30 protein-coding genes are annotated in these 24,948 nt (G+C 47.9%); 8 read left to right on the forward strand and 22 right to left on the reverse strand.

The genetic code is table 11. The features are described from left to right. Nucleotides 1-915: 915 nt before the first annotated feature. Nucleotides 916-2,289, forward strand: a complete 1,374-nt coding sequence (locus tag E3U44_RS00200; RefSeq protein WP_134356115.1) for an autotransporter outer membrane beta-barrel domain-containing protein — start codon at nucleotides 916-918, stop codon at nucleotides 2,287-2,289. A 75-nt stretch (nucleotides 2,290-2,364) separates the two neighbouring features. Here the strand turns inward: E3U44_RS00200 and E3U44_RS00205 are convergent, their stop codons facing one another. The 5 genes from E3U44_RS00205 to E3U44_RS00225 form a co-directional block, all read right to left on the reverse strand. Beyond that, complete coding sequence (locus tag E3U44_RS00205) at nucleotides 2,365-4,353, reverse strand: caspase family protein (RefSeq protein WP_134356116.1); 1,989 nt, start codon at nucleotides 4,351-4,353, stop codon at nucleotides 2,365-2,367. Further along, nucleotides 4,262-4,903 (reverse strand): SEL1-like repeat protein, encoded by a 642-nt coding sequence (locus E3U44_RS00210; RefSeq protein WP_134356117.1) that lies wholly within the window; start codon nucleotides 4,901-4,903, stop codon nucleotides 4,262-4,264. Before E3U44_RS00210 ends, E3U44_RS00205 begins: the two co-directional genes overlap by 92 nt. Continuing rightward, a complete protein-coding gene (locus tag E3U44_RS00215) occupies nucleotides 4,821-5,246 on the reverse strand; it encodes a tetratricopeptide repeat protein (protein WP_166804973.1) in 426 nt (141 codons plus the stop codon). The genes E3U44_RS00210 and E3U44_RS00215 overlap by 83 nt, the downstream gene beginning before the upstream one ends. 459 nt (nucleotides 5,247-5,705) lie before the next feature. Further along, nucleotides 5,706-6,734 carry a serine/threonine-protein kinase gene (locus tag E3U44_RS00220; protein ID WP_134356119.1) on the reverse strand — a complete coding sequence of 343 codons (1,029 nt, stop codon included), beginning with the start codon at nucleotides 6,732-6,734 and terminating at the stop codon, nucleotides 5,706-5,708. 45 nt (nucleotides 6,735-6,779) lie between these two features. Continuing rightward, nucleotides 6,780-7,625: an alpha/beta fold hydrolase gene (locus E3U44_RS00225; protein ID WP_134356120.1), complete on the reverse strand. Its 846-nt coding sequence runs from the start codon at nucleotides 7,623-7,625 to the stop codon at nucleotides 6,780-6,782. A 192-nt stretch (nucleotides 7,626-7,817) separates the two neighbouring features. Between E3U44_RS00225 and E3U44_RS00230 the strand changes: the two genes are divergently transcribed. Both E3U44_RS00230 and E3U44_RS00235 read left to right on the forward strand, forming a co-directional pair. Beyond that, nucleotides 7,818-8,681, forward strand: coding sequence for a vWA domain-containing protein (locus tag E3U44_RS00230; RefSeq protein ID WP_166804974.1), 864 nt, complete (start codon nucleotides 7,818-7,820; stop codon nucleotides 8,679-8,681). Beyond that, nucleotides 8,678-9,340, forward strand: coding sequence for an FHA domain-containing protein (locus E3U44_RS00235; protein WP_134356122.1), 663 nt, complete (start codon nucleotides 8,678-8,680; stop codon nucleotides 9,338-9,340). The genes E3U44_RS00230 and E3U44_RS00235 overlap by 4 nt, the downstream gene beginning before the upstream one ends. 50 nt (nucleotides 9,341-9,390) lie before the next feature. Here E3U44_RS00235 and E3U44_RS00240 read toward each other — a convergent pair whose 3' ends face one another. From E3U44_RS00240 to E3U44_RS00280, 9 genes are all read right to left on the reverse strand, one after another. After that, nucleotides 9,391-9,591: a hypothetical protein gene (locus tag E3U44_RS00240; RefSeq protein ID WP_134356123.1), complete on the reverse strand. Its 201-nt coding sequence runs from the start codon at nucleotides 9,589-9,591 to the stop codon at nucleotides 9,391-9,393. 105 nt (nucleotides 9,592-9,696) lie between these two features. Then, nucleotides 9,697-10,002 carry an efflux RND transporter periplasmic adaptor subunit gene (locus E3U44_RS00245; protein ID WP_206054856.1) on the reverse strand — a complete coding sequence of 102 codons (306 nt, stop codon included), beginning with the start codon at nucleotides 10,000-10,002 and terminating at the stop codon, nucleotides 9,697-9,699. 152 nt (nucleotides 10,003-10,154) lie between these two features. After that, on the reverse strand, nucleotides 10,155-11,234 hold the full coding sequence (locus E3U44_RS00250) for a cytochrome-c peroxidase (protein WP_134356124.1): 1,080 nt from the start codon (nucleotides 11,232-11,234) through the stop codon (nucleotides 10,155-10,157). 511 nt (nucleotides 11,235-11,745) lie between these two features. After that, on the reverse strand, nucleotides 11,746-12,516 hold the full coding sequence (locus E3U44_RS00255; RefSeq protein ID WP_134356125.1) for a zinc ribbon domain-containing protein: 771 nt from the start codon (nucleotides 12,514-12,516) through the stop codon (nucleotides 11,746-11,748). A 164-nt stretch (nucleotides 12,517-12,680) separates the two neighbouring features. Beyond that, nucleotides 12,681-13,124, reverse strand: a complete 444-nt coding sequence (locus E3U44_RS00260; protein ID WP_134356126.1) for a ferritin-like domain-containing protein — start codon at nucleotides 13,122-13,124, stop codon at nucleotides 12,681-12,683. 172 nt (nucleotides 13,125-13,296) lie between these two features. After that, the gene (locus E3U44_RS00265; RefSeq protein ID WP_134356127.1) at nucleotides 13,297-15,099 is read right to left on the reverse strand and encodes an ABC-F family ATP-binding cassette domain-containing protein; all 1,803 of its coding nucleotides are present in this window, start codon (nucleotides 15,097-15,099) and stop codon (nucleotides 13,297-13,299) included. Between the two features lie 64 nt (nucleotides 15,100-15,163). After that, complete coding sequence (locus E3U44_RS00270) at nucleotides 15,164-15,481, reverse strand: hypothetical protein (protein WP_134356128.1); 318 nt, start codon at nucleotides 15,479-15,481, stop codon at nucleotides 15,164-15,166. A gap of 13 nt (nucleotides 15,482-15,494) precedes the next feature. Next, nucleotides 15,495-15,986, reverse strand: coding sequence for a DUF2141 domain-containing protein (locus E3U44_RS00275; protein WP_240761670.1), 492 nt, complete (start codon nucleotides 15,984-15,986; stop codon nucleotides 15,495-15,497). Further along, complete coding sequence (locus E3U44_RS00280) at nucleotides 15,983-16,996, reverse strand: ribonuclease T2 family protein (RefSeq protein ID WP_134356129.1); 1,014 nt, start codon at nucleotides 16,994-16,996, stop codon at nucleotides 15,983-15,985. The genes E3U44_RS00275 and E3U44_RS00280 overlap by 4 nt, the downstream gene beginning before the upstream one ends. Nucleotides 16,997-17,105: 109 nt before the next feature. Between E3U44_RS00280 and E3U44_RS00285 the strand changes: the two genes are divergently transcribed. From E3U44_RS00285 to E3U44_RS00295, 3 genes are all read left to right on the forward strand, one after another. Continuing rightward, complete coding sequence (locus E3U44_RS00285) at nucleotides 17,106-17,372, forward strand: hypothetical protein (protein ID WP_134356130.1); 267 nt, start codon at nucleotides 17,106-17,108, stop codon at nucleotides 17,370-17,372. Between the two features lie 428 nt (nucleotides 17,373-17,800). Next, nucleotides 17,801-18,043, forward strand: coding sequence for a FitA-like ribbon-helix-helix domain-containing protein (locus tag E3U44_RS00290; RefSeq protein WP_134356131.1), 243 nt, complete (start codon nucleotides 17,801-17,803; stop codon nucleotides 18,041-18,043). Further along, nucleotides 18,040-18,450, forward strand: coding sequence for a type II toxin-antitoxin system VapC family toxin (locus E3U44_RS00295; protein WP_134356132.1), 411 nt, complete (start codon nucleotides 18,040-18,042; stop codon nucleotides 18,448-18,450). Before E3U44_RS00290 ends, E3U44_RS00295 begins: the two co-directional genes overlap by 4 nt. 85 nt (nucleotides 18,451-18,535) lie before the next feature. Here E3U44_RS00295 and E3U44_RS00300 read toward each other — a convergent pair whose 3' ends face one another. The 5 genes from E3U44_RS00300 to E3U44_RS00330 form a co-directional block, all read right to left on the reverse strand. Beyond that, on the reverse strand, nucleotides 18,536-18,874 hold the full coding sequence (locus E3U44_RS00300; protein WP_134356133.1) for a tRNA-binding protein: 339 nt from the start codon (nucleotides 18,872-18,874) through the stop codon (nucleotides 18,536-18,538). A gap of 48 nt (nucleotides 18,875-18,922) precedes the next feature. Then, nucleotides 18,923-19,474 carry a GNAT family N-acetyltransferase gene (locus E3U44_RS00305; RefSeq protein ID WP_134356134.1) on the reverse strand — a complete coding sequence of 184 codons (552 nt, stop codon included), beginning with the start codon at nucleotides 19,472-19,474 and terminating at the stop codon, nucleotides 18,923-18,925. Nucleotides 19,475-19,641: 167 nt separating this feature from the next. Further along, nucleotides 19,642-19,872, reverse strand: a complete 231-nt coding sequence (locus tag E3U44_RS00310; protein WP_134356135.1) for a hypothetical protein — start codon at nucleotides 19,870-19,872, stop codon at nucleotides 19,642-19,644. Between the two features lie 453 nt (nucleotides 19,873-20,325). Beyond that, nucleotides 20,326-21,189: a restriction endonuclease gene (locus tag E3U44_RS00325; RefSeq protein ID WP_206054857.1), complete on the reverse strand. Its 864-nt coding sequence runs from the start codon at nucleotides 21,187-21,189 to the stop codon at nucleotides 20,326-20,328. A gap of 138 nt (nucleotides 21,190-21,327) precedes the next feature. Next, on the reverse strand, nucleotides 21,328-22,539 hold the full coding sequence (locus E3U44_RS00330) for a hypothetical protein (protein ID WP_240761671.1): 1,212 nt from the start codon (nucleotides 22,537-22,539) through the stop codon (nucleotides 21,328-21,330). Nucleotides 22,540-22,984: 445 nt separating this feature from the next. Between E3U44_RS00330 and E3U44_RS00335 the strand changes: the two genes are divergently transcribed. Together E3U44_RS00335 and E3U44_RS00340 are read left to right on the forward strand one after the other, a co-directional pair. After that, entirely contained in the window at nucleotides 22,985-23,275 is a 291-nt protein-coding gene (locus tag E3U44_RS00335) for a hypothetical protein (RefSeq protein WP_134356138.1), read from the forward strand. A gap of 62 nt (nucleotides 23,276-23,337) precedes the next feature. Beyond that, on the forward strand, nucleotides 23,338-23,607 hold the full coding sequence (locus tag E3U44_RS00340) for a hypothetical protein (RefSeq protein ID WP_134356139.1): 270 nt from the start codon (nucleotides 23,338-23,340) through the stop codon (nucleotides 23,605-23,607). Nucleotides 23,608-23,822: 215 nt separating this feature from the next. Here the strand turns inward: E3U44_RS00340 and E3U44_RS00345 are convergent, their stop codons facing one another. From E3U44_RS00345 to E3U44_RS20245, 3 genes are all read right to left on the reverse strand, one after another. Beyond that, nucleotides 23,823-24,041 carry a type II toxin-antitoxin system HicA family toxin gene (locus E3U44_RS00345; RefSeq protein ID WP_134356140.1) on the reverse strand — a complete coding sequence of 73 codons (219 nt, stop codon included), beginning with the start codon at nucleotides 24,039-24,041 and terminating at the stop codon, nucleotides 23,823-23,825. Next, the gene (locus E3U44_RS00350; RefSeq protein ID WP_206054858.1) at nucleotides 24,041-24,277 is read right to left on the reverse strand and encodes a type II toxin-antitoxin system HicB family antitoxin; all 237 of its coding nucleotides are present in this window, start codon (nucleotides 24,275-24,277) and stop codon (nucleotides 24,041-24,043) included. Before E3U44_RS00350 ends, E3U44_RS00345 begins: the two co-directional genes overlap by 1 nt. A gap of 262 nt (nucleotides 24,278-24,539) precedes the next feature. Beyond that, entirely contained in the window at nucleotides 24,540-24,671 is a 132-nt protein-coding gene (locus tag E3U44_RS20245) for a hypothetical protein (protein ID WP_276321950.1), read from the reverse strand. Nucleotides 24,672-24,948 lie beyond the last annotated feature (277 nt).

The following is a 24,948-nucleotide window of genomic DNA, read 5'->3' on the forward strand; positions in this document are numbered from 1 at the left end:
CCCAACGAATGCTCTTTAAAGGCTTGCGATTTATAGCATTTCCAGTTTAAGTATCTCGGTAAAAATTTTGCAGTATTCCTGGAACGAGTCGGTGGTGGGGAGCCAGGGGACTGGGAAGTCCCCGCCCCGATTCGCTGGGAGCGAATCGGGGCATCCGGAGGAGGCCCCTCAGGGGGCGCGCCAGGGAGGGCGCACATCCAACCTTTTTTCAGGGAGGAAAAACGGGTTTGCGGAACACCACCAGCTCGCTCCTAAAACACCTCATATCTTATTCATAGGTACTTAAAAATTAGACTTAAGGAACTTGGGGCAGGGATGACAAGACAGGCTGTCAATCCGTCCGGCTCGACGCCGGCTTACCACATCAGGCTTTCTTGTCTGGTGAGCAAGTCCAACCCGCCCCTTCCTGGGGCGGGCGTTCACCGGTCTGCGTGGGGCCATCAGACCTACGGTCTCGGCTCACCCTTGCCGCCGACGGTCTTGTCACCCCTGCCCCAAGCCCAGCTGGATTCCATCTCAATGGGAACCACTATACAAAACCCAAATGCAAAGAAACGGTGTTGCCAAAACTCCGCTGCTAATTGTCGCCATGGGAGAAACACTCTATGATGGCGAATGGTGAGTATTTTTGGTTCTTTATAAAGGATAAAAATAAATACCATGACACTAAGAAGGGGCCGGTGTTATTCTTAAAATCCCTCATTTATACCTATAGAAAAGGGACGATGAGAATTTTTTATATCTTACATCGACACCACTGGCTCGCTTTAAAATACCAGCTATTCTATAGGGTAGGTATTTGCCTCACCTAGAGGAGGTGGCTATTGCTCAATAGTGATTACAGCCATCAGCAACAACAATATGGGGGGAACAATGATTAAATTTAACCCACCTCTATAAACAGCAAAAAGAACTATGCTAAAAATCGCTTTTTCTCGCCTTTCTAAGGCCTCCCTATCTCGGGGAGGATTACAAAAACACTCCTTCTCTTGGTTTTTGCTCCAATTAAGCACCTTGGTGGCCCTTGTAGGGCTGGGTAATCCATTGGAGGCTCAGGTACCGGAGAACCTCGCCTCTGGTCTCAACCCAACCCAATCTAATATTGAGAGAGTAATTCTTGATGTCTGCCCGCGAGGTCTGGAGTTCGGCAACTCCACGGCATTCCAAGAACGCTGTAATGCGCTAGTGGGAGCCGCAGGAGAGCCGGAGGTCCGTAATGCTCTACAGCGGGTATCTCCGGAACAGATTATTAGTCAGGGGACTGAATCAACCAAAGCGGTGCGGATTTTGCAGTTTAACCGTATACTTGCTTTGCGTACCGGGGCCCATGGACTCCTAGCCGGTTATGATGTGGACGGACAACCTACTGCGGTTGCCTGGTCACCCAGCAATAGGACGGGTGGCGCAGCAGGAGCAGATGGAGCGGATATATGGAGCCGGCTGGGTATTTTTGTCAATGGCCTAGGCGGCTTTGGCGATGTGGACTCCACCTTCAATCAACTAGGCTTCGATTTCGACAGCTCAGGCGTTATTGCAGGCGTTGATTATCGATTTACTGATAACTTTATCTTAGGCCTTGCCTTTAATTATCTCCGCACTGATACCGACTTTGATCGAGAAGGAGGCCAGCTAGATAGCGATACCTATAGTGGTTCTATCTATGGTACCTTCTATGCGACTAATAGCTTTCATGTTGATTGGGTCGCCACCTACGGTGGGATCGATTATGACTCCACCCGTAATATCAGTTATGCTGTTCCAGGCGATGTCGTCAATACTCAATCCACCTCCTCCCCAGAAGGCAATCAATTTAGCGCTGCCATTAGTGCGGGCTACGATTTTTCCCTCAACGCCTTAACTATCAGCCCTTATGTGCGCGGTGAATATATTAATCTTGATATTGATTCATTTAGCGAACGGGATATTCTCGGTTGGGGCGTGCGCTACTCAGATCAAACGATTGAATCATTAACTACGGCGGTAGGTACGCAAATTGCCTATGCCGTCAGTACCCAATGGGGTGTTTTACAACCCTTTATCCGGGGTGAGTGGTTCCATGAATATGAAGATGACAGTCGTAACATTTCCGCTACCTTCGTGGAGGCAGGGGGAAACGTACCTTTTAACATTGTTACTGAAAGCCCCGATAGAAATTTCTATACCTTTGGGGTGGGCATATCGGGTACCTTTGCCAAAGGGGTTTCGGCATTTTTCAACTATGACGTCTTGCTAGATCGAGAGGATATATCAAGCCATGTGTTCTTGGTAGGTGCCCGCATGGAATTGTAAATTTGGCCTTCTCCTGCCGCTTCTGGAATGGGAAGTGGCAGGAGAAGGGTCCAAAAATAGCTTTTAAAAGTTACCCTATTGAGCATGGGCAAACAGCTGTGGCTCCTTTACTCTCTTGGCAGCTAACCGCGCCGGAAAAAAGAAAAACTCTCCCGCTTCATGCCCAGCATATTTTATCGGTACATATTGGGGATCTTGTTCTACACCTAAAGCGTCTGCTGCCTGGACTACACGTTTTTGTATCTCATTGTATAAACGAAAACCTTCCAGGATATCATTATTCTCCTGGAGTACTTCCAGAAAAGCCTTTGCAAAAATAGAGTGATCTCCTGCACCTGCATCCAGAACTGGTTTAAGGCCCCCTGATGTCAACGCAATACGCGCCTTAGTCTTGGCCATCACTTTAAACCACTTTATTTTATTTTCTCCTGACATTCCAGTCTGTAAGCGGGCAAGGGATGAGCGAGTCAGCGCCCCTGAATAACAAGAATCCGCGACCACCAATATATGTTTCGCAGCCATCACATTGAGAATATCGGTAATGGCAACATTAGAGATCCAATTGGCGCTACTACCTGGCTCAGAATCAACGGGAAGCCAATAACCCCGCAAATTGGCATTCTCCAGATGGCCATGCCCTGCATAATAGAGAAGGAAGTTGTCCTGTTCCGTCAACTTCTCCCGAAATTCATTCAGTGCAGAAAGAATGGCGTAGCGATCCGCGTCAAGTAAAACTTTTGTGTTGAAACCATACTTTGCCTCCAGTATATCGGCCACTACCTGAGCATCCTCCCGGGCCGCTTTAAGGTCAGGGAGGTGTTTGTAGTGATTATTGCCAACGACTAGGGCATGGTAGTTGCCAAAATCAATGGCTTTTAGCTCTTTCGATCCCAATCCAGGAGGGTTTTCCCTTTCTACTTTTTGAGCTTTTATGGTTGCTGGAACAATTGAGAAATCCAAAGCGGTACGGTTTCCGCTACTATCGATGGCAACAATATTTACCGGGGTTTCTGGTCCCTGTATGGACAAGCGCAGCTTAAATAATCCATTTTCCCGTAGTTCCTGGGCTTGGTCATTAATACGAAAAGATAATAGCTCATCTTTTGGTGCCACTTTGCCCACAAGCTCTATATCCGATACAGCAGAACGCAAGAGGGCACTTAAACTGCCGCGGGTGGACGACAAGGGGGGTTCAATGATCTCAATAGAAGGCCCTACCGCTGATGTCTCTACAACGACAGTCATTGCCGAGGCTTCCGGAACCGTCAATTCCGCCATCAGTTGCTCAATCTTCTGCTTCTGTTGCTCAAGCTCGCGCTTTTGCTGCTTAATTCTAGCATCCCGACGCGCTAATTCTTCCTCTAAGGCCTTGATTTCTGCGTGGGCATCTTTTTGGCCTGCCACTAAATCCACAAGCTGACTTTGCAATACCTTAATTTCTTCGTTGCGCTTATTCAGGGCAAGTTGTAGCTGCTGGGTTTTATCCTGTTCCTGGCGCCATTCTTCTGCTAACTTCGAACGCTGTTCTTGGAGTATGGATTCCAATGAAGCAATATTGTCTTTTTGGGTGTTAACGACGCTTTGAAGCTGATTTAATTTTGCTTTTAGGCGTTCAACCTCTGCGGCTTTATCTTCCTCAGCGCCTGTCGCTTCGAGGCGTTCAAGTTCCGCTCTCATCTGCTCACGTTGAGTTTGTGCCGTTTGGAGTTCGGTTCGTCGTTTCTCAAGCTCTTCCCGGGTCTGTTCTAAGACCTGGTGCAAATCAGCCGTTTTCAATTGCTGCTGTGCGAGTTTATCCACCAACCGCTGTTGTTCTTGCCGTTCTTTCTCTATTTTCCGCTCCATCTCTTGGATAGCAGCGGCTAACTGTTGGCGCGAGCTGACGAGCTGCGTTTGCAATGCCGCAATACGCTGATTACGTTCCTCCAATGTCTGCCGTAATTGCCGTTCCTCATGCTGCACAGTCTGGAGCTTAGCCTGCAAGCATTGCTGCGCTTCCCCTTGTCCAGCGCCTGATTTTCCCCCAAGTCCCTCCTGGGCCTGCTGCTCCAAGGCTTGGCGCAAATTGGCTGTCTCTAGTTGCTGCTGCGCTAAGCCCGATTAAACGCTGCTGCTCTTGTCGTGTTTCCTGTAACTGCGCTTCTAATTTGGCACGGGTTTCCTTATCTAGCGTGTCCCCTACTTTTTGAGCATCCGCATCCCCTGAGGGAGCTGGAAGCAGACGTCCTTGCTCCTCAAGCTGTTTTTGCTTTAATAAGATCTCTTCCTCAAGCTGCTTTAATAATAGTTCTCGTTCTTGTTCGGCCCTTTGCAACTCCGCTTGGCTACGCTCCAAGATTTCCTTGGCCTCGCGCAGCTGGCTCTGCAACTGGGCAACATTTTGTCTCAGCCTTACGGCTTCTTCTTTTACCGCTTGGCGCTGCGCTGCTTCAATGGAAGAGACGAACTCTAAATCTCCCTCCGTCAGCCCGGATGCCTTCCGATACCAATTCATGGCAGTAGTGAGGTCCTGTGGGACCCCTAGGCCCGCCTCATAGAGATAGCCCAGGTTGATCTGGGCTCGGGAGTAGCCCTTGGGCAGCGGCCTTTTGGTACCAGTGGAAAGCCAACTCATAATCCGCCTTTACGCCCAGCCCCTTTTCATAAATCTCACCGACATAGGTTTGTGCCGCGGGATCGCCCTCTTGAGCCTTGGGAAGCCATATTTTCAAAGCCGTGGCATAATTTGCCCGATCATAGGCCACATACTCCCCACCCCTGATTTCACAATCTATAATGGTGGTTTTGATCGGTCGACGGGGAGTCAGATAGGTAAACTGCTGGCCAAGCTTTCTGACCTGCCCCGGAAGCAAACAGTCAACGATTAACAATTCCTCGGCGTTACCAGAATTAGCCCTTGTCTCCTCTACCGACGCCGAACCTGCAGCACACCCCCCCAGGAACACCCCTAAGGCCACGATCAATATTAAAAGCGGTGGGCGCGATCCCTTTGAAAAAAACGCAACGCGTATCGGCGATATCGCTACCAATAATGAAGTTTTTCTATAATGAAATACGCTTAGCACAGCGAGAACCACGCTTTAATGGATAAAAACTTAAACACTAAGGGAATTCCTATCAGCAGATTAGCTCCCCCTTTTCCTAGAGAAAATAATAGAACAACCGCCCAGTCTATTCATACTTTTGTAGCCTCAGCTTCTCAATTTTCCGGAGCGCTTTTTGGGCCTGTTCATTCTCTGGATCAATTTCTAACACCATTTTGTAAGCTTCATAGGCATTGCTGCCCGGAGGTTCGGTTAATCGCCCTATTGCCGCGTGGGCTTCAGCAACATTAAGCAGATGTTCGATTCTTTCTTGATCCCGAGATTTCTTAAGAAATGCTTCTACCTGCTTTGGGGACTGATTGGATTCAGGCCCTATAAGCGAGGGGAAAAAAAGAGGTAAGTCCCCACAAAGACTACAGCCAGCAATCCAATCCCCATGGTCCAGCGCCTGGTCCTGTGGATTAATGATTTCTTCTCCGGGCTGGGCTCAATGAATACTCGGGTCTCTCCCGCCATTACTTGGGTAGGAAACAAACGCGAAGTCCCCGTTTTTTGAACTACCTCCCTCTCGGCAAGGCCAGAGAAATGATCAACGAAAGTGATTAATGCCCCCGCATCCTCAAATCGGTCATTAGGATCTTTAGCTAACAAGCGCTCCACAAGGGGCTGATAAGTGGCAAACTGAGAAGGTAAACTAGGAATAGGGCTTTGCGCATGCATCAAAATGGTAGCAATCGCGTCCTCTCCGATAAAGGGTTTTTGGCCTGTCAACATTTCATAGAATACGACCCCCAAGCTGTAGAGATCAGAACGTCCATCTAGCTTTTTGCCCGTCGCTTGCTCCGGACTCATGTATTCGGGTGTTCCAACACAGAAGCCCACTGCAGTCAACTGAGTATGAGCAGTCAGCGGTTTAGCGATACCGAAGTCAGTCAGAACGGCAGTGCCATCCTCCTTAAAGAGAATATTCGCCGGCTTGACATCCCGATGGACAAAACCGTGAGCATGGGCATAGCCAAGGGCACTGGCAACTTGTCGGATAATTTTTAAAGGGCAGGCCAGGGGGGCTTGCTGCTGGATGCGCTGCTTAAGATTAGCCCCGCCAAGATACTCCATAGCCATATAGTAATAGTTACCAAAACAACCAACGTCATACACAGTGACAATGCTCGGATGGCTTAATTGGGCGACAATCTTCCCCTCCTTTAAGAACCGCTCGCACAATGAATGGTCGATATCAAGAGGAGGCGTCATGATCTTGAGAGCAATCTTTCGATCGAGGGACTCCTGGATGGCAAGATAAACCTTCGCCATCCCCCCCTGACCGATCATCCTCTGGATCTTATAGCCAGGAATCTTCAGGGAAGAGACTTCTTTTGCCTGCTCCTCAGAAATGCTCATCGAAAAAAATTCTATACTCTGTCATCTTCATGGCATGAGTTTGCCTTAATGGCTTAACATCGTCTCAGACACCATTGGGTGATCCCTTAAGTGAAGGGCAGCGAGCACAGATGGCCAAATTCTCCACCAACAACAAACGTGATCAAAATCCGCTAATAAATGTAGCTTAGCATGCTTCTGCCGAGACACAGCAGGGCGCACCATAGAAGGCAAAATATTCTGGTCCCGGCCACCTAATAAATGGAGTTGAAAAATGACAGGATTAAGGGGCGGTTGTTGGCTTGGATTAAGAGAATCCCAAAGAGAAGTATACCCATGATGTCGTGCCCAAGCCACAGGGTTGAGATTACCAGCAATCGTCACGACCGCTACCGTTTGCGGAAGGCGCTCGGCAAGCAACATGGCTAATGCGCCTCCCCCGCTATAGCCGATCAAAACAAGTTCATTGAAATTGTCTGCTCCTAATAGATGGGTAAGTGCTACCGCCATACTATCCACTACCCGAAGGGAATATCTGCCATAGGTCCAAAGCTGGGGGGTGCAAGGGGGGTCATTAGCCAAACCATGGTAGCAGGGCCGCCCCAAATAGACGCTGGGAACACTATCTTGGGCCATCAGTCGAAGTGCTAATGGATTTCTCGGGGTGGGATCCCTTGAGATCCACCTTCGGTTAATCCAAGGCGAACCATCACCGTCCAGATAAACATGGAGGGTTTTCCGTGGTTGCCCGAAATGGTGAGTATAGACCACATGCCGAAACTCAGCCCCCGGTATTACCTTGCGAGTCATCCCCCATTCACGAGCCTTTGCATCGAGACTCAGAGTGGGGGAAACAACACAGCCCATAAGAAATAAGAATAGCCCCATAAGGGGAAAGGATTTGACCGGCATAGGCTGTAACTATCTCCTCCGGCGAGAAAAGAATAGGCCTCCGTACCCTCTCTCATTTTATGGAGGCTATGCTTGATCTTATGCATTGTTTAGCCCCCTTTGGCTTGGGTAATAAAGGAGAAAGTGAGAGATGGCAAAATGCCTAGCTAGTATACTGGATAGAGCACTCCCTGAATGCAAGGTAACGGAAAAATGGCCAGATTAGTTAATATCTTAGTACTTGTTTTTACTTTTTTACTGGGGGGTAGCCTGCCTGCCTCGGCCGCAACCGAAAAAAGAGACATCGTCCTGCTCTTGGAAAATTCCCAAAGCATGCAGGAAAATGACCCCGAGTTTCTTACCCAAAAATTAGCCCTTAATCTCATCAATGGGCTAAGAGGCAATACCCAAATCGCCATCATCTTATTTGATGGAGGAACGTCTGTCGCGATGCCCCTCGTTCCCGTTTCCCAGGAAACACGGGATGCCCTGGCTGCTAATCTGGATAAACTCAGCTATAGCGGTCGCTTTAGAAATAGTGCCGCCGGGATGGAGCGAGCACTCTATGAACTAAAAATCTATGGCCGTCCTGAGGCTGAAAAAGCCATTATCTTATTAACTAACGGTCCCATTGAGACCGGTGACAAAAAACGGGACCGTGATTTCTCAAGATGGATGCAGGAATATTTAGCCCAGGAGGCCGCTGAGACAGGCGTTAAGGTATTCGGAATCGCATTTACTGAGGCGGCCGACTTCCATCTCATCCAGATCCTGGCCCATACGACAGGGGGAACTTATTATCGAGCCCCGCAAGCCGCTGATCTGCAAGCGGCATTTAACCGAATTAGAAAGGCTATCACCCCTACCAGTGCAGCCCCAGCAGTGCCTGCCATTGATATTCCAGGACTAGCGGCAGATTCTCCCTCATCCCAGGTAGAATCCCCTGTCTCTGAATCTACAGAAAACTCCGCAGCGCCGTTAAGTGCTGAAAACCGGCTTCTCTCCCCCCCCAGCAAAAGGCTGAAGAGGGTACCTCTCCATCCCTGTGGGATACTCCTTGGTTACAGCCCTATGTGACCCAGTTAAAGGCGGAATGGAAATGGATAGTTGCTATTGTCAGTCTGATGCTAACCACCATTCTCATCATGACAGCGTTGATCAAACGCTCCCGGCGAACCACCATTCCTGTGACCCCCACAGACGACGACAATTCCAGGAAATATATCCCACCGGCTCAACTCGAGGGCCTGACCCGTCCCTCCCACTACGATATCACCGGCAAACTCGCTTGGATTAGTAGAGCACCTGGAGAGAATTCAAAAGATACGGCAACCATTTGCATTAAAGATGATGTTATCAGTCGGGACCATGCCCTCATTCAATACCGGGATAATGCTTACTGGATAAGCGACCGGGGCAGCATTAATGGCACCTTTGTCAACGATGAAAAGATCACGGGAGAAAGGGCATTGCACAATGGAGATCGAATTCGCTTCGCCAAGTACGAATTCAGGTTTATCCTCCCCCATCGTACCGACATGGCGGATACCATGCTCATCCAGTCAGACAACTCAGATGAGCGCACCGAACTCATTAGCCTAGACGACAGGGCCTCCCCTCAACCAACGGCACTACCTTCCCCCAATCCTTCTCCCCAGAATCACGATGATGAGGAGGCTACCATCATCCGACCCGTTGAGCGCAACGGGTCTCCACCGCTGAAACAGCAACGCTAGCTTAAATGCTGTCCCGGGATACAGGGGCAACCTTCAGCCACCGGGTAGAATCAGCTCTTCCGTCCAGAAGCCATCGCCCTTCTGGCCGCTAATGAATTAGCTAAGTTAAAACCAAGCCGCTCCAAAATGCTGCTAGGCTGGCTCTGCTGGGGATTTAATCGAAACCGTGTACCGCCGCCTATTACCGCAGTCATTGCCTTCTGATCTAGCGCTACGCTTTCCGGGAGATCCTTAATAACGATATTAGCCATAATGACATTCCTCATTGTCTCTTTGAATTTTAAAACTCCACCGGCTATTGACGTCGTATTTCCCACGCCCATGCCCTGTTCACAAATTTAGCACATTAGATCCCGTTACGAAAAAATCATCACCTTTTCCCCCACCTGAACACCGCTTAAAAGCTCGACACTTTCCGCAGAGCAAGGACGACCGGTCCTAACAAACCGCCGCTCTAATCTGCCATCAGGATGTACCACTTCTACGAATTCCAATTGACCAATCCGTTGTACCGCCCCAGTAGGCACACACAGATGGACTCGTTCCTTGACGGGAATTATCAACCGGCCAAACATCCCCTCATGTCCTTCCTCTTGGGCATAGCGAATAAAGTCGATCAGGACCACTGAATTCCGCACCACGATTCCGGCCAAGGCGATCATGCCGATCATCGCCGTGGCGGTGAAATAGATAGGATTGGGATAACCCCCGAAATTATAAGTAAAGGCGGCAGTCCCTTGCCGCCAAACCTAGAGGCGGTCTACAGATATCACTCTAGGAGGATCATTTGAATATTTATTTTCATGGAATGGGATTAATGTCCCATCTTCTCATCGCTGGAAACCTCTATCACCGGGAGCGGGGTCCCCTTGGTGTGAGGTGGCAGAATAGGATATTCCACTTTGGGTTGCTCACCCGTCAAGGTTTTCAAAAAGGTCACAATGGCTGCGGTCTCGTTGTCATTGAGGTCTACACCCAGTTGTGATGACCCCATAATAGCCACGGCTTGTTCAAGATCCCATACCTCGCCGGAATGGAAGTAGGGAGGGGTTAACTCTATATTGCGCAAGGAAGGCACTTTGAAGACGTACTCATCACTGGCTGTATTCGTCACTGCAAACCGCCCCTTGTCCTCCGTTGGAAGGATCTCGCTACCAGGTTTCTCCACGACCCCAAAGGGGTAATAGCCCCCGCCACCTAGGTTAATTCCATTGTGACAACTTGAGCAGCCTTTATCCATAAAAAGCTTAAGCCCCTTTTTCTCCGCTTTGGTGAGGGCTTGAGCATCACCCTTAAGGTATTGATCAAATTTCGATCCAGGGGTCAATAAGGTTGCTTCAAAGGTCTCTATGGCCTCGGCCATATTCTCAAAGGTAACTGGGTTTGAATCATCGGGAAAGGCCTTTCGAAAGCTCTGAACATATTCGGGGATACTTCTAAGAGTCTGCTTCACCCGCTCCGGAGTATTGTTCATCTCTACTCCTGCCTGCACGGGTCCCTGTGCCTGGGCCGCGAGATCTTCTGCCCGTCCATCCCAGAATTGTGCAACATTGAACACGGCGTTGAGCACGGTAGGCGCATTGCGCGGTCCCTTTGCCCACCCGTGGCCAATGGAAGTCTCCTCTAGGTCTACCCCTCCAAGCGCTAGGTTATGACAGGTATTACAACTAATCAACCAACTTCTAGAAAGGCGAGGATCGAAATAAAGCCATTTACCGAGCTCGACCCTCTCCGGTGTCACGGTAATGCCCTTGATGGTTGGTAGCTCATCTGGAATCGGCTTAAATTGGGACTGAGCCTGCTTCATTAAATTCCCATCGTCCTCTCTTGCAAGGACATGGCTGACGTAAGTGGCTCCTATTGCTAGCGCCAAGCAAAAAGCAATTTTTCTCATTCTTCTCCCTCCTACAAAATAGTGGGCACATAAAAAAACATGGAGGTAAATCTATTCTATTACACCTATTTCAGGATTTATCCAGAAATATCGGTTATTTGATTAATCCTCGGTTTAAGAGATGAAATTAAAACATACAAAATATTTAATAATAGATGAGATTATGGGCGATGTCTTCTAGGCTCTTTTATCGAATGGGGACAAACAGCCCCAACCCCCAATACTGCGGCCTTAACAAGCACTCGTTAATCAGCTAAGGCTGAGCTTGCAAATCAAGCTCTGGAGAAACTTAGGATAAAATTAACCCCACAATCTCACCATGAGAAATCCTATAAAATTTCTCCGCTTACAGCAAATTCATCATTTCAAGCAACCGTTTCTTCAGATTGGCAGATTAGCATCTTCTGAGCTTCCACCCCTATTAAAGGTGGATCCGAAATGATGATACCCCCAGGAGAGCCATAACCGATATCTTGTAGCCTTAAAAGCCGAATTTGGTGAGAGTTGGTTCCTATCGTGCTAAATTCTGATATTGGCGATATAAGATATTCCCGCCCCAAACTAATGAGAGCAAAATCAATACTTCTCCCATAAGATTTACCCCTCCTGCGATCAGGTGATCGTAGTCGAGAAGCCCCAAGTCGCCCAGGATATTCCGCCAATCATGATGCCCCGGATTATCCCGTCCTGTTGTGCCCCCTAATAGAAGGAGTTCACCAGCCCGAGCGTCGTTGATGTAAGGTGCCAGATCCATAACACTTTGCCCTAACCACCAGAGACCTATACTGGCACCAAAAGTATCTCGCTGTTGAAAAAGAAAAACGCCAATTACAACCATAGGCATCAGTAACTGAGCCAGCGAGCCCCCTAAGATGGTCATAAATTGGCCAAAAGGGATAAACAGGATATGACCGGCTTCATGGAAGATCAAATCTACCAAATGCATAAATGAGCCATTAATTTCGGGAAGTCCCCCCGTCAATTGGCTGTAATCTGTCTGGATGAACCAGCATCCCCAAAGGACAAAGCCAACAAAAAGAAGTAAACGGCCATAAAAACGGCTGCTACTCACTGGGGACTCCACATAGAGTACCCTTTCCTTGATCTGTCCTAGCAAAACCTCAGTTTTGCTATTTCTGCTCCTAGGGGATAATGACTCTGGCGAGCGAAATCGCTGCTTCAGCCAGCGAGTAAAAATCAACCCGCACGCTGGACACTGGGATTCGGGAGCAATATCGCCATTTTGCCGCTGATAGCCGCACTTAGGACAAGTTTGGTACATTTTCTTCGCCTTAATCAGCCCTTAATGAGGAGGTGTAAACCCCGGCTATGGGTGTTTTCGACGAAAAAAGTGACTTCTTTAAAACTTATTTGATCGACAAATTTTATCTGATTTTTATCGCAGATTCTTGACTCTCTAAGAAGGTCTTACCTAGGCCTTTGGCCCTAACGATGGCGCCGTCCCCTCCCCCGACTACCCGCTCCCTCTTGCCCTCTGTCTGCGCATCTCTGAAATGCAGGCAGATGATTTTCCTGAGAAGCTCTTTTTAATTGTAAAAATACGTGATAAACATCGGGATATGCTTGGGTAAGGTGAAGTAGCCGATCATACATTTCCGTATTGTCTATTTCTGCTTGAACACCACTCTGACAGGCTTCCGAAACAGAAGAAGGAACGTCAACCTTAGAATCCCAATCATCTTCCGGAACGGGGATATCATATTTATGAAATAAGGGAAGCAATGCTTGAATATGTCGCTCCTCGGCCTCCAAAATATTGACAAAGGGCCTAATGTCTCCATATCTGCTAATTACCTGGCGATAGGTGGCCCGGGCCTTATACTCATCATTCATGGCTTCTGTAAGCGCCTTTCTCAATTTCTCTGACATTATCAGCCCTCACGAGATTAATAAGAGCACCTATGTGAGCTTACGCAGTTGGTCTTTCCCACGTAGACAGAATCTAATCACTGCCCGAAAAAACGGGTAAGTTTCCACTGATACACCACAATAAACATTTTCTCACCACAACCTCACCTATAGATCAATTAGCAAAAACGGATCAATTATTCTGGTTTATCAACTCCAACTCTTCCCACCGCTGATACAGCTGTGCTACCTTATTCTCTGCTTCTTTAAGCTGAGCGTATAGCTCCGTTAATCGTTCAAAATCACTGGTAATTTCAGGATCATGAAGCCGTTGCTGAAATGCATCGACGACTTGCTCCGCTTTTGAGATTTTTTGCTCAATTCGGTTGAGCTCTTTCCGTTCTTCATAGCTCAGCCCTTGAGACACCTTCTGTTTGGGCGGAGGAGAATGACCAGTGGAAGCTTCTTTTGAAGGTTGGGAGTTTCTAGCCTCTAGCCATTGGTGGTAATCGGCAAAAATTTCCGCTTTCCCATGACCATCCAAGTAAAGCAATATGTCGCTGAGACGATCCAGTAAGAAACGGTCATGGGTAATCAGGACGATAGCGCCTGGAAAATCCTGCAAGCTTTCCTCTAGCACCTCAAGGGTAGGAATGTCCAAATCATTGGTTGGTTCATCCAACAATAAAATATCCGCAGGTTTTAGCATCAAATTGGCAATCAAGACCCGGGCTTGTTCTCCACCGGAAAGCTGGGATACCGGAAGCCCCAACTTTTCACTGGGAAACAGAAAACGCTTAGCCCAAGAGGCGATATGGAGAGCACGTCCCTGGAAAATGACCTGATCCCCCTGGGGGCACAAGGCTTCCTTTAAGGTCTGGGTCGGATCTAATTGCTCCCGCTTTTGATCAAAAGTCACGATTTGAACCCCATCCGCCCACTTGATAGAGCCGGAATCGGGGCTAAGATCTCCTTTCAGCAGTTGCATCAAGGTACTTTTCCCACTTCCATTCCGCCCTAAGATCCCTGCACACCTGCCTGGAGAAAGCTGTAGGCCCAGATGGGCAAAGAGTTGCTTTCCGCCCCGGCTGATTCCTAGATCTTTGGCCTCCAAAAGCTTCTTGGTTTTTCGCTGAGTCGCCTCAAAATCAATTTCTGCGGCTTTGCCTTGGGCGTTGCGGGCTTTCACTGCGCCCAACTCATCCTGGAGCTGTTGCGCACTGTCAAGACGATAACGCGCTTTCGAGGTCCGGGCTTTAGGACCTCTCCGCAACCAATTGAGTTCCCGGTGTACTTTATTGGAGAGAACCAGTTCCTGCTGTGCCTGCTGGTTAAGCATTTCTTCCCGCTTCTGAAGAAAACTGCTGTAATTCCCCTCCACCTTCAGAAAACCCTCTGGATACTGCTTATTGAGCTCCACAATCCGGTTGGTGGTGTTTTCCAGAAAATAACGGTCGTGACTCACCAACACAAAAGCAAAAGAAGCCTGCTTCAGCAACCCTTCTAGCCATAAAATCCCTTCCATGTCCAGGTGGTTGGTGGGTTCATCCATGAGCAATAAATCCGGTTCCTGTATCAAAGCCTGGCTAATGGCAAGCCGTTTACGCCATCCTCCCGATAAAGTGCCTACCCTCTGCTCCCTATTTGGAAACACCACCTGACGGCTAATTTCCCGCAGGCGTTGATAGTGCTCCGCTTCTCTATGCTCCTCTGAGAGGGCATGGAATAAAGTCTCCTCAACGGTTTTTTCCGGGTCGAATCGATCCTCCTGAGGTAAATAAACCACGAGCGCATCTCGTTTTTGGACAATCTTTCCTGAGTCAGGATTCTCAATTCCTGCAAAAATTTTCAACAAGGTGGATTTTCCAGAACCATTGGGACCAATTAACCCTAAACGTTCATCGGAAAAGAAACCCAAAGAAATATCGGAAAATAAAGTATGAGTCCCATAAGACTTGCTAATGGCATGACTGTTAATCAGGAGATTTGAAGACATCTTTTAGTTCAAATGGCATCTAAATAAGATTTTCGAATCGCAGAGGCACGCACATGACCTGTTATTATTTTAAAAACACATATTTATCAATGAATCCAGGCCATGAAAAAAGCGCTTTCTGATTTTGTTCAGGGGACAGTTTTGCGGCCGCCTCCTGAATGGCCGCCATATCGCCGCTCATTGAGGCAATGATAAATGCGGCCTCTTCTGCAGGCAGTTTGCTCTGGGTTTCCTCGTACATACATTCACACTGGGCACGATTAGCTCCTCGACTTTTCAAACATCCTTCCATAAAAGAATCAGCCTGGCCACCCACGCCGGTCTGACTCCAAATAAGAAAAGTGAGGGTCAATACTGTGCCAAGGATACCTTTATTTTTCATCTTGCTTTCCTATTTACTGGGAGTTTAGATTCCAGCTTTCTAGTTTTACCTCAACTTCCTTAGCTGAATTCACAACAAATTTGACTTCATCCCATCGGGGGGCTCTAAAAACAGCTTTCACATTATTAGAAAAACCATAGGCCTCTTTAGGTATCCCAAGAAAATTACGATCAGCTTCGCCATTTTTATTTTGATCGTGAAAAGCCGCTATCCCATATTCCCCCTCGGGGACACCATCGACTCTCCACTCAACTTTCTGGCTCTTCACCTCCAGCACAGTATTGAAAAATGATTCTTCCAGCCATTTCTCGGCAGCATTATAAAGAGCAACCCGAACCTGCCCTTCCACAGGTTTAATGCCTATAATGTTGATAACTAACGTAGTTACCTTCCCCGTTTCGGCCATTGCCAAATGACTAGAACCGCCCCCCCAAAGCCACAGCACAATACCGACGGTAAAAAAAATGGTTCTGAAGCCTTTGCGAAACATGGGGGACAAGTTCACTGGCTAGATAATCCTATGGGATCCACCCGGAAATGGGACCCGCAATCCGAACCGCTCCGTTTAGGCGCTTGGGCGATGAGGACCTCCAAATCGGCGCCTGGAGTCAAACCCCCCCGCAAGCTCATTTGGACCTCCACCAACATCCCTTGTTCACACTCCAGCTTGATCCGTTCCCGGGCTCCTGGACCCAGCACAGCGGCCAGCCGGGTGAGAAAATCCTCGGTTCGGACTTCCCGGCCAATCTTTCGGTTCATAAAGTAGGCCATACCAGCATCATTGAACTGGCGCGTCAAATCCACCGACACCTGGAAGTATTCCTCCGCTGACCAGTCCGTTTGGCAAGTACCGTGCTTGTGCCACTCGTGACGCTCAAGGCAAGAGCCGACTTCCACACTGGGCATCACCTGGGCCAGTGCATAATGGAAAAGAGGGGTAAGGACAACCTCCGGATAGTCGCAAAAATCCCGTTCCTGCATTTTGATCTCTCCACAGAAACCATAGCTCCCGCCGCACGCCTGCTTGTTAGGCCAGAGACCGTGGAGGGTGAAATGACGAGCTTGATAAGCACTCGGATCAGTTAGGCGGCAAACCGGTTTTTGGGGCTTAGTTTCGCAAAAAGCTGACTGCCAACTCAAGACCAGCACATAGCTATCCCCTTGACCGGCAACATTGCAAGCATTGCCTCCCGTTTCATTCCCCCCTGGGTCTCCTGCCTGAAATTTGCCACAGTCGACACTGACCCAGCGTTCCTTAGGCTCGGCGGAAGGGACCCGGATTCGGTACCAACCTGGATTATCGGACTTGTTGGCCTCAAATGCCCGGTAACGCTCCCCCGCCACGATCTGGGCGCTATCTGGATTGGTCTGCTTATTTTTTGAAACATAGGCGGGACAAAACCGCTCGGCGGTAAAAATACCGCTCACCGGGGCTGCCCAAAGGACTTGAGCATAAAAAAAGCCAACGGCTACGGAGCATACCAGAGCAGCGTTTTTTATCCAGCGGGACATCATACTTGCTCTATCCTTAATCTCTGTATTAATGTGGGAACTGCTCAGTCATCTACACTTGGGGCTCAAATGGGTCAAAAATGAATACTAAGCACTTAATAAGTGGCCACAAATGGAAAATTTAATACCCTCAGATTTACTTCCCTATATACTCATTGTTTTTGTTCTCGGCGTAATTATTGGGATTTTCTCTCGTCGTTTTTTATGGGGCTTTATCGCACCGCTTCTTGCCGCCGTTTTTTTTTATGGGGTTGAGTCCGGCAGCCTTGTGGGGTTCGCCTATGCCCTATTTCTCGTTATGACGCCACCTCTAATACTCGCTTCAGGAGTCGGTGCCTGGCTCGGCATAAACATTTCCAAAAAACTTCAAAATAGATAGGCGAAATACTCACCAGACAGGTATTCCTTCGGTTCAGGAGGGTGGTGTTCCGGTTTGAACAGTACTTTTTCCCGTATCTAGTGGAGCTTCTTGCCGCCCGGAAACTTAAGGCTGTTGATCCGGTGATTTAAGAATGCGGTCGGTTTCGCACGGCTCAACCGCTACTACAAGCCGGCAAGTAGCGTGCGCTGGGCACACGGGGAGGAATCACCTGCTGGGATAAAAGGCCAGGAGGAACAACTCCTCATACCCATTTAACCAAAGAATACAATCTATTCTCGTCTACGCTTCCGAGAACATCGCCTATCTTCTAAAGACCATCCATGCCACTCATAATTAAAACCTAACAAACTCACCGGCTACTATTATGCATTACTTGATTATGGTACCATAATGAAACCATTAATATGGATTGGAGCATTTTCAATATGCCCACACTGACCATAAAAAACATCCCAGATGATTTATACAATGCGTTGAAACATATTGCAGAACAGCACCATAGGAGCATCAACAGCGAAGTCATTGTTTGTCTGAAAAAAACACTATTGCCTAGCCGTATCTCTCCAAATGAGAGACTCCAGAATATCCAATCTCTACGCTCCCAGATAACACCTGGAGTGATTTCAACAGAGGAGATAGATCAAGCGATTAATGAAGGCAGGCCATGATCGTTGCCGATACAAATGTTATTTCATCTCTGCTACTTCCCACACTATTTTCTGATTCAGTGGATACACTGTACAGAATAGATCCCGTCTGGGCTGCCCCCTCTCTTTGGAAGAGTGAATTCAAAAATGTATTAACTCTTTACCTCAGAAAGGGCCTCATTACTCTTGAAAAGGCACTTCGACTCCAAGAGAATGCTGAATTGATGATGATAAATAATGAATTTGATGTACCTTCTCCTCATATCCTTGCGCTCGTAAATGAAAGCAAGTGTTCATCATACGATTGTGAATTTGTTGCACTTGCTCACCAGTTAAACACACCGCTCATAACCCAAGACAACAAATTGTTAAAAGAATTTCCCTCCATTGCTATTTCTATTTCTGAGTTTCTTGATAGAAAGTCCTAATGGGGCTATAGAAGATCCCCAAAATGCTTCATTTTTAGTGCTTTCAAAATCGTGCTTTTTTGGCATCCGAGTGAACATTCCTTATTTATGCTAGCTTTGCACCATTAGGCACTTCGGTATCTGGCACTGCCAGTACAACCGCGCCATCATCGCAGTGAAATCCCGTAACCAAACACTCAGACATGATTGGCCCTATTTGCTTGGGTGGAAAATTTACAACCGCCACCACCTGTTTACCAAACAATGATCGCTTATCATAAAGATTGGTAATTTGTGCACTAGATTTCTTGATTCCTATTTCATCACCAAAATCCACTTTCAGCTTGAAAGCAGGTTTTCTTGCTTCAGGAAAGTCTTCAACCTCGACAATGGTCCCCACTCTCAGTTCAACTTTTTGAAAATCACTCCATTCAATAGGGTTCATATCAATTCCTAAATAGTTTGCATGCCTTTCTCGTAGTTTCGCGGATATTCATTCTCGCCAATGCTTTGGATTATTGAGGACATCAGCGCATATCACTTGCCCTTTAACATGCCCAATAACTCCCGGATGGAGTTCCTGGACCATCCAAGCATCGGAATTTTCAGGTGGAATTGGATACGGTGCGTCGAATCCTTTTATCCCAGCGGCGGAAAAGCCATACTTTAGATAATAGCCAGGATGTCCGAGTACAAATACTAGTTCAATACCCGCCGCCTTCAGTTGTTTGAGTCCTTCTTTGATAAGTCGACCTCCGATGCCCTGATTTTGGTATTCTGGGTGCACCGATAGAGGAGCAAGAATTGCTGAGGGAACTAGCCGTTGAGAATGCTTAATTCTTACGTTCGTGAAAAGAATATGCCCGACAACATGATCATTGACAGTTGCAACAAGGGACAATAATGGCTGGGCACTTGGATCTGCCAATAGATCGATAATAAGATCCGTGATCTCGTTTTCTTGCGCAGTGCCAAAGGCGGCAATCACAACAATCGAGATGCTCTGCCTATCCGATTCAAGCGCCTTCCGCACCTGTAAATTCATAAATAAACTCTTCCGGCAAAATGCCGGCTTACTTGAGAAGGCCAACCCATGACACACCTCCACTAGGCTACCTACACCTACTGTACGTCATTTCGTACGTACGAGGGAAGCGTCCCCTTTTTCTGCTTCAGCGGCACAGCTTTGCCTCGTCCGGCTGGAAGCGTTGGTTAGGTGATTTTCTCGGCCACATTCCTCCCAGCGGTAGGAGGTGGCAGTGGTTTTCCTTCCTGCTTCATATGCTCAATCCATTCATCTACGATATTACAAAGCTCTGCGTAGACTTGTGCTTCGTCGGGGCCATGACAACATGGACCGATGATGCCTGGACATTGACCAACAAAGCTTTCGTCTTCATCAGACCATTCCACGATTTTGATATACCGGGCACTTTCTTTCATTGCTGTAACTCTTGAATCCTTTGTTTCACCTCACGTTCTTGATAGGGCTTAGCGTCTGTACCGGGTTTTCCAGAGAGAGTGACGCGCATGCCTTTGGGGTGTTTAAAGTTCCTATGACTTCCCCTTGCGTAGACGCCCAATTTATAAAACGCACTCCCGTTGCAGATGGAGGGCTTAATGGTCACGTGCCCACTGGCCCCGAGTACGTCACACCTCTTATTGGGTTCTTGCCCATCGCCCCGCGATTTTGCCTTGGGCTTCCTCCAGACCTCCCCTCACATGTTGGCCCTTGCCCTTTAGCTAACCTTCGGCTCTGCGAATACCTGGTATCGGGACTTTCACCCGACTAGTTAAGTGCCATGCCTGGCACACACGTTTAGCGTAACCGGCCGGCTTTGGAGCGCCAGCGGAAAAGCCGGCCCGCGTTGACGCTTTTGTTAGACGATATGCAGCTCACAGCTTGTGAAACCACTTCTTGTTCAAAGTTACCTTCTCGATCATTTCTGTATTGACGCCCAATCGGAACTCTTTGAGTTTTTCGGCTAGCTCTTCCCCATCCACAAGGTCAATCGGGGGGGCGCCATCACGCGTTGCCTCCTTAATTGCAGCTGGGGTGAATGTACCGGTCGTGATAAAGAGGCCTTTATCTGCGCGACCAACCATTGCGCCCCTAAAATCGCGTATCTCTCCGGCTGAGACTGACCCTTGGTATTTCTTGCATTGAAATATGACGTGAAATCTCATGAAGCCGTGAATTCGGGCAATTCCCCGACCATCGATTCCTCCATCACCGGTTCTACCCGTAACTTCAACCTGCACGAATCCAGACTCTCTCAGTAGCCGCTGAGTAAGCCGCTCAAAGGCATCGGGGGCGATCTCTTTTGTAAGCAGATGATAAAGTTCTTCATGCCACGAGTCGCTGTCAACGCTGTCAATATTACTTAACTCAATCGATTCGCTTCGATTAGTCTTTCGGGCTTTTTGTCGAGATACTTTTTTGTCTGCCTCGCGTACCGTTTTCACCACATCTTTAGGGTTTACCTTTCGCTTTTCGCGGGCAAGCGGTGTCAGGGCCCAGACGCCACGCGTAGAATTTTCCAGGAACCCGAACTTCTTCAGGTAGGTCCGAGCCCAAGCCATTCGATAACCTATCTCTGTCAGGTTGCTTTTCTCTGGATTGTGAGGCACGGAGGCCAGCTCGTCATCGATGTCCTGCATTTCAATGACGGTCTCGTAGATTTCATCTATTGAACCTGATCCACCGAGCTCGAATAGCGCCTCCAGTAGCGGGTTCATTAGTGAATCGAATGTTGGCATTCGGTCTGACATTCAGTACACCTTTATTCACCTAACGCTTTGCATCACCGGCAGCAAAAAGCAGAGCGACGAGGTACGAGGAGCGGCGCTTTTTGCTGTCCGAGTGCATGCGATTGTTAGGCTTATAATGAATCATTGCTACCAATCCATATTTGCAGCTCGATCAAATTCCCAGCTCAAGTGCTCTACAAGCTGTTCCATTTCATCCACCGACTTCATAGCTGATGCATACGAGCCATCTTTGGCCATAGTCAGTATCAGCGGTAAATCACTTTCGATATACAGCTTAGCTGGTTCTCTTTCTTCCGCCCAAAAGAACAAGATAAACCTTTCAATGAAGGCTATCACGTCTTCTTCATTGAACCCAAGATCACCGTAGAATGAAAAACGACTGGTTCCCTTTTGGTGCGGTAGTAGCAGCGGAACCGCGCCTGCCCCAGAATGAAAGCTACAAGCTTCACTATTCTTGCCAAACGCTCCATGGGCCATGTAGTTTCTTAACTGCCTTTTTACTACTACTAATTGGTCGTAGAATTCTTTAGCCGTTCTTTTATTGATATCTATCGCGGCCTTGAATTTGTTAGCCCACTCATTGTCTGCCAAGTCCGCCACATCTTCGCCAGTAACTGCCCTTCCATTCAAAGTGGCGCAATGAGTGAATACATGCTCAGTCCAGCTAAAAAACGAATCAATTGCTGATAGAGCTAACCATTCAGCATTTCTTCTTAGCTCAAAATTTGGCATATGAATTGAAGTATTACCCCCTTCATGCTTGGTGATAATTCGCTCCTCAGCTCGCTCCTTAGCCTCACGGCTTAGTTCTCTATACCTCTCCAAGAAGTACTGAAGCTTTTCAAACAGGCGCCGATGATGGTTTTTTACATTCAGCTTTGATTCCTTTGCTGCTTCTTGGGCTAGCCATTCAAAATAAGGTCTTGCTAATTTCACACCCTTGTGGATTCTTTTAACAATCTCCTTTGCTTCGCATTCTTGGCTCTTGGCATCATGCGCAAACACACCAACACCAAATTTTCTATGCTCAATGAGAAATGCCACGCCATTGAAATCGATTGGCACTGACCATGAGATTTTTTCAAATTGACCGAGATTCTTAAAACCGAGCAGTTCTACCAACAAGAAATAACAAAGGTAATACTCTGGCAAAGAACGACCTGTATCCGTTCTTTGGGCGTTGAACAGGAATTTGTCTTCTGCCTTTGTCTGGTCAGTAATTGGCGCAATAGGAGATATAGCCTTCAACACCTTATCCTTAAGGTCAGCCACATCATTTAGAAATTGGTACGTCTTTGCCATTGCTGATTTAAAGCCTAACAGAAACTTTCTAGCCATAAGAAGTTGATACTTTACTCAGTATGGCCTTAATTATCCAGCAACAACAACAAGTTATACAGAGAGCCACAATTTCTCTAGGATTGTTATGGATAAGTCAACGCCCTCCAAGAGGCGGGTACTTACTTCCCTCCAATCCCCCACCCATAACCCCTTTCCGTTTTTCTTTGCTTTTTATCCACAAGAGCAACCCACCAACAAACACCCCGTTTTTAATGTTGCTATCAAGCCAACTTTATAAACATCCCTCTTCCATTAAGTCATCAGGCATATCCTGGATTAAAATATAATATTTTTTAAATCAGAGTCTTGAAAATATCACGCCCCTTCGATCACCCACTTGGCACGGCACCTGCAATTTGTTGGGCAAGCACCGAAAAAACTTTCGGTTCCCAATTTAAAGCTTGATGAATGACTTAACTTTTTATTTAAAGGAGAACACACCATGAGCACACTCTTTATCGCCGATCTAGCCGAGAGCAAAACCCTGGACCAGGACGCCATGACTTCCATCCGCGGCGGTATGCGCGCCCTTGAGAGCCGGAAGCTTTACTGGGGACCTAGGGGGGACCGCTTCGTTTCCGTCAACCCAGTCCAGTCCATTGACCAGTTCCAGGGCATTAATAATGCGGTAGGCAACAATGTGGCCAACTTCGGGTTCTCTGATGTGCGCAACACCAACACTCAGAACCAGCATGCTCAGAACAATGTGAATGTGGGTGGGTTTCTTCTCTAAACTCAATCCGGCCTAGATGAACGAGGGGGGCCAAAGCCCCCCGCTTGAAGGAGGAAAGTAACATGACGTCCATTACCATTGCCGATTTAGCTATAAGTAAAACCCTGGACTCCCGGCAGATGACCACCCTGCGGGGTGGAAAGGCCCTCGGGCTTCCCGGCTTGAACTTTGCCAATGTGGCCGTTGATATCGATTTGAACCAGGAGATTAACCAGTTCCAGTCCCTGAATATCAATGCCGCCAATAACGTGGCTAACTTTGGCTTGTTTGCCCCCAATATCAGCCCGACGCTGAGCCAAGGCGCGCCCGTGACCACCAACCTCTTTACCTAAAATACCGCCACCGCCCCCTTCACGGGGGCTGCGGTGTTGAGGCATCTCCCCTCATCTATATATACTTAGAGCCCAATTGGAATTGTCCGACAAGGATAAGCAATGGCTGAACCCTGAGCCCATTACTAATGCATGATTCAAGACCCTTAATATTCCCGGGCTTAGACGCTTTTTAAATGTACAGCGCAAGACCTGGCTCCGTTATATTAGGCCATTTATAGCTTTTTCCATTCTTCTTTACTGATTTGTGCCTGCCTCAATATTCTTGCCAGAAGCTCCTTGCCAATATCCCCTTGGTGTGGATTGGGAATACGGATAGTCACGCTACCTCTGATCATAAACTGATGCCTTCCACCTGAATAAGGACCCTCAAAGCCAAACTGCCGTAGGTAATAGATTAATTCCCGCCGTTTGATGGGTCCGAAAACAGGCATTAAACAATTTCTTTTATTGTTAATTCAATTCCATCGATCACTGGCATGTCTAAATTTTTATGAACCCTAAATAAGATCCACTCTTCCAACACTTCTTCTAGTTGCTCCCGGCACTCTTCCAGTGAAGCGGCATTCGCATAAACTCCTCTGCATGGCGGAATTTCGCCATAAAATGAGCCATCATCGGAAAGAATCTCATACTGTGCATGGCGCATAGCCGCTTGCATGTATTGCATTAGCATTGGCAACTGTTCCCTATTAAAATATCGCGCTTATTTGGCACCTATATTGCTTAGAAGCTGCTGGAAAACCCTTTTGCTAGGATAGGTTGAGTGCAGCGAACCCTATCGCTGCTCCCCCTTTCCCTTTCGATGGTGTGCATCGCCGTGCTCTGCACACCCTACTCCATAGGGGCAGTTGAGATTTTCTAAAAGGTGCGGAGATAGGGCCGTCCGCTTTCCGAAACTCTTCAGCGCAGGAATCTTTCATTCTTTTTCCTCACCTGTTGACAAACATCTGATTCAGATTGATCTCAAGCTCAGGAAAGGTGGCGACGGTTAACGTCCCCTTGCCTTCCATAATGTTAGGCTTGCCATAGCCGCCCTTCCCATCCCTTAACCATACCGTCACCAGCTTATCGGTGGGGTGCTCTACTCGTCAGCCTCATCGCTCTTCGGTAGGCGCACATCAAAGGGAGCTACATAGACGCGGCAGGGTCGATCAAGGAAAAAGTTGGCAACCTCTGTCGGGACAGTTCCAATAGTATTTCTTGGTGCTTTCGGCTTGGCGCTGGTGCCATGCCATAAGCCACACCGTCAATCAGTTCCCACCGTTTCTCTTTCGGCCATGTGAGATAATCCCCGTAGGTGTCCCCCCTTGCCGATCTTTGGCGAGCGTCATCCCGGTT

It is taken from the genome of Nitrosococcus wardiae (genome assembly GCF_004421105.1).
GTDB classification, from domain to species: Bacteria; Pseudomonadota; Gammaproteobacteria; order Nitrosococcales; family Nitrosococcaceae; genus Nitrosococcus; species Nitrosococcus wardiae.

What these genes read in the sequence shown, in the direction of transcription:
- E3U44_RS00295 (WP_134356132.1), top strand. Translation starts at nt 18,040, where the DNA reads ATGATCGTTGCCGATACAAATGTTATTTCATCTCTGCTACTTCCCACA.
- E3U44_RS00265 (WP_134356127.1), bottom strand. Translation starts at nt 15,099, where the DNA reads ATGTCTTCAAATCTCCTGATTAACAGTCATGCCATTAGCAAGTCTTAT.
- E3U44_RS00280 (WP_134356129.1), bottom strand. Translation starts at nt 16,996, where the DNA reads ATGATGTCCCGCTGGATAAAAAACGCTGCTCTGGTATGCTCCGTAGCC.
- E3U44_RS00330 (WP_240761671.1), bottom strand. Translation starts at nt 22,539, where the DNA reads ATGGCTAGAAAGTTTCTGTTAGGCTTTAAATCAGCAATGGCAAAGACG.
- E3U44_RS00335 (WP_134356138.1), top strand. Translation starts at nt 22,985, where the DNA reads ATGAGCACACTCTTTATCGCCGATCTAGCCGAGAGCAAAACCCTGGAC.
- E3U44_RS00340 (WP_134356139.1), top strand. Translation starts at nt 23,338, where the DNA reads ATGACGTCCATTACCATTGCCGATTTAGCTATAAGTAAAACCCTGGAC.
- E3U44_RS00310 (WP_134356135.1), bottom strand. Translation starts at nt 19,872, where the DNA reads ATGAAAGAAAGTGCCCGGTATATCAAAATCGTGGAATGGTCTGATGAA.
- E3U44_RS00220 (WP_134356119.1), bottom strand. Translation starts at nt 6,734, where the DNA reads ATGAGCATTTCTGAGGAGCAGGCAAAAGAAGTCTCTTCCCTGAAGATT.
- E3U44_RS00290 (WP_134356131.1), top strand. Translation starts at nt 17,801, where the DNA reads ATGCCCACACTGACCATAAAAAACATCCCAGATGATTTATACAATGCG.
- E3U44_RS00285 (WP_134356130.1), top strand. Translation starts at nt 17,106, where the DNA reads ATGGAAAATTTAATACCCTCAGATTTACTTCCCTATATACTCATTGTT.
- E3U44_RS00250 (WP_134356124.1), bottom strand. Translation starts at nt 11,234, where the DNA reads ATGAGAAAAATTGCTTTTTGCTTGGCGCTAGCAATAGGAGCCACTTAC.
- E3U44_RS00230 (WP_166804974.1), top strand. Translation starts at nt 7,818, where the DNA reads ATGGCCAGATTAGTTAATATCTTAGTACTTGTTTTTACTTTTTTACTG.
- E3U44_RS00345 (WP_134356140.1), bottom strand. Translation starts at nt 24,041, where the DNA reads ATGCCTGTTTTCGGACCCATCAAACGGCGGGAATTAATCTATTACCTA.
- E3U44_RS00245 (WP_206054856.1), bottom strand. Translation starts at nt 10,002, where the DNA reads ATGATCGCCTTGGCCGGAATCGTGGTGCGGAATTCAGTGGTCCTGATC.
- E3U44_RS00305 (WP_134356134.1), bottom strand. Translation starts at nt 19,474, where the DNA reads ATGAATTTACAGGTGCGGAAGGCGCTTGAATCGGATAGGCAGAGCATC.
- E3U44_RS00300 (WP_134356133.1), bottom strand. Translation starts at nt 18,874, where the DNA reads ATGAACCCTATTGAATGGAGTGATTTTCAAAAAGTTGAACTGAGAGTG.
- E3U44_RS00255 (WP_134356125.1), bottom strand. Translation starts at nt 12,516, where the DNA reads ATGTACCAAACTTGTCCTAAGTGCGGCTATCAGCGGCAAAATGGCGAT.
- E3U44_RS00350 (WP_206054858.1), bottom strand. Translation starts at nt 24,277, where the DNA reads ATGCAATACATGCAAGCGGCTATGCGCCATGCACAGTATGAGATTCTT.
- E3U44_RS00210 (WP_134356117.1), bottom strand. Translation starts at nt 4,903, where the DNA reads ATGAGTTGGCTTTCCACTGGTACCAAAAGGCCGCTGCCCAAGGGCTAC.
- E3U44_RS00200 (WP_134356115.1), top strand. Translation starts at nt 916, where the DNA reads ATGCTAAAAATCGCTTTTTCTCGCCTTTCTAAGGCCTCCCTATCTCGG.
- E3U44_RS00240 (WP_134356123.1), bottom strand. Translation starts at nt 9,591, where the DNA reads ATGGCTAATATCGTTATTAAGGATCTCCCGGAAAGCGTAGCGCTAGAT.
- E3U44_RS00270 (WP_134356128.1), bottom strand. Translation starts at nt 15,481, where the DNA reads ATGAAAAATAAAGGTATCCTTGGCACAGTATTGACCCTCACTTTTCTT.
- E3U44_RS00225 (WP_134356120.1), bottom strand. Translation starts at nt 7,625, where the DNA reads ATGCCGGTCAAATCCTTTCCCCTTATGGGGCTATTCTTATTTCTTATG.
- E3U44_RS00260 (WP_134356126.1), bottom strand. Translation starts at nt 13,124, where the DNA reads ATGTCAGAGAAATTGAGAAAGGCGCTTACAGAAGCCATGAATGATGAG.
- E3U44_RS00325 (WP_206054857.1), bottom strand. Translation starts at nt 21,189, where the DNA reads ATGCCAACATTCGATTCACTAATGAACCCGCTACTGGAGGCGCTATTC.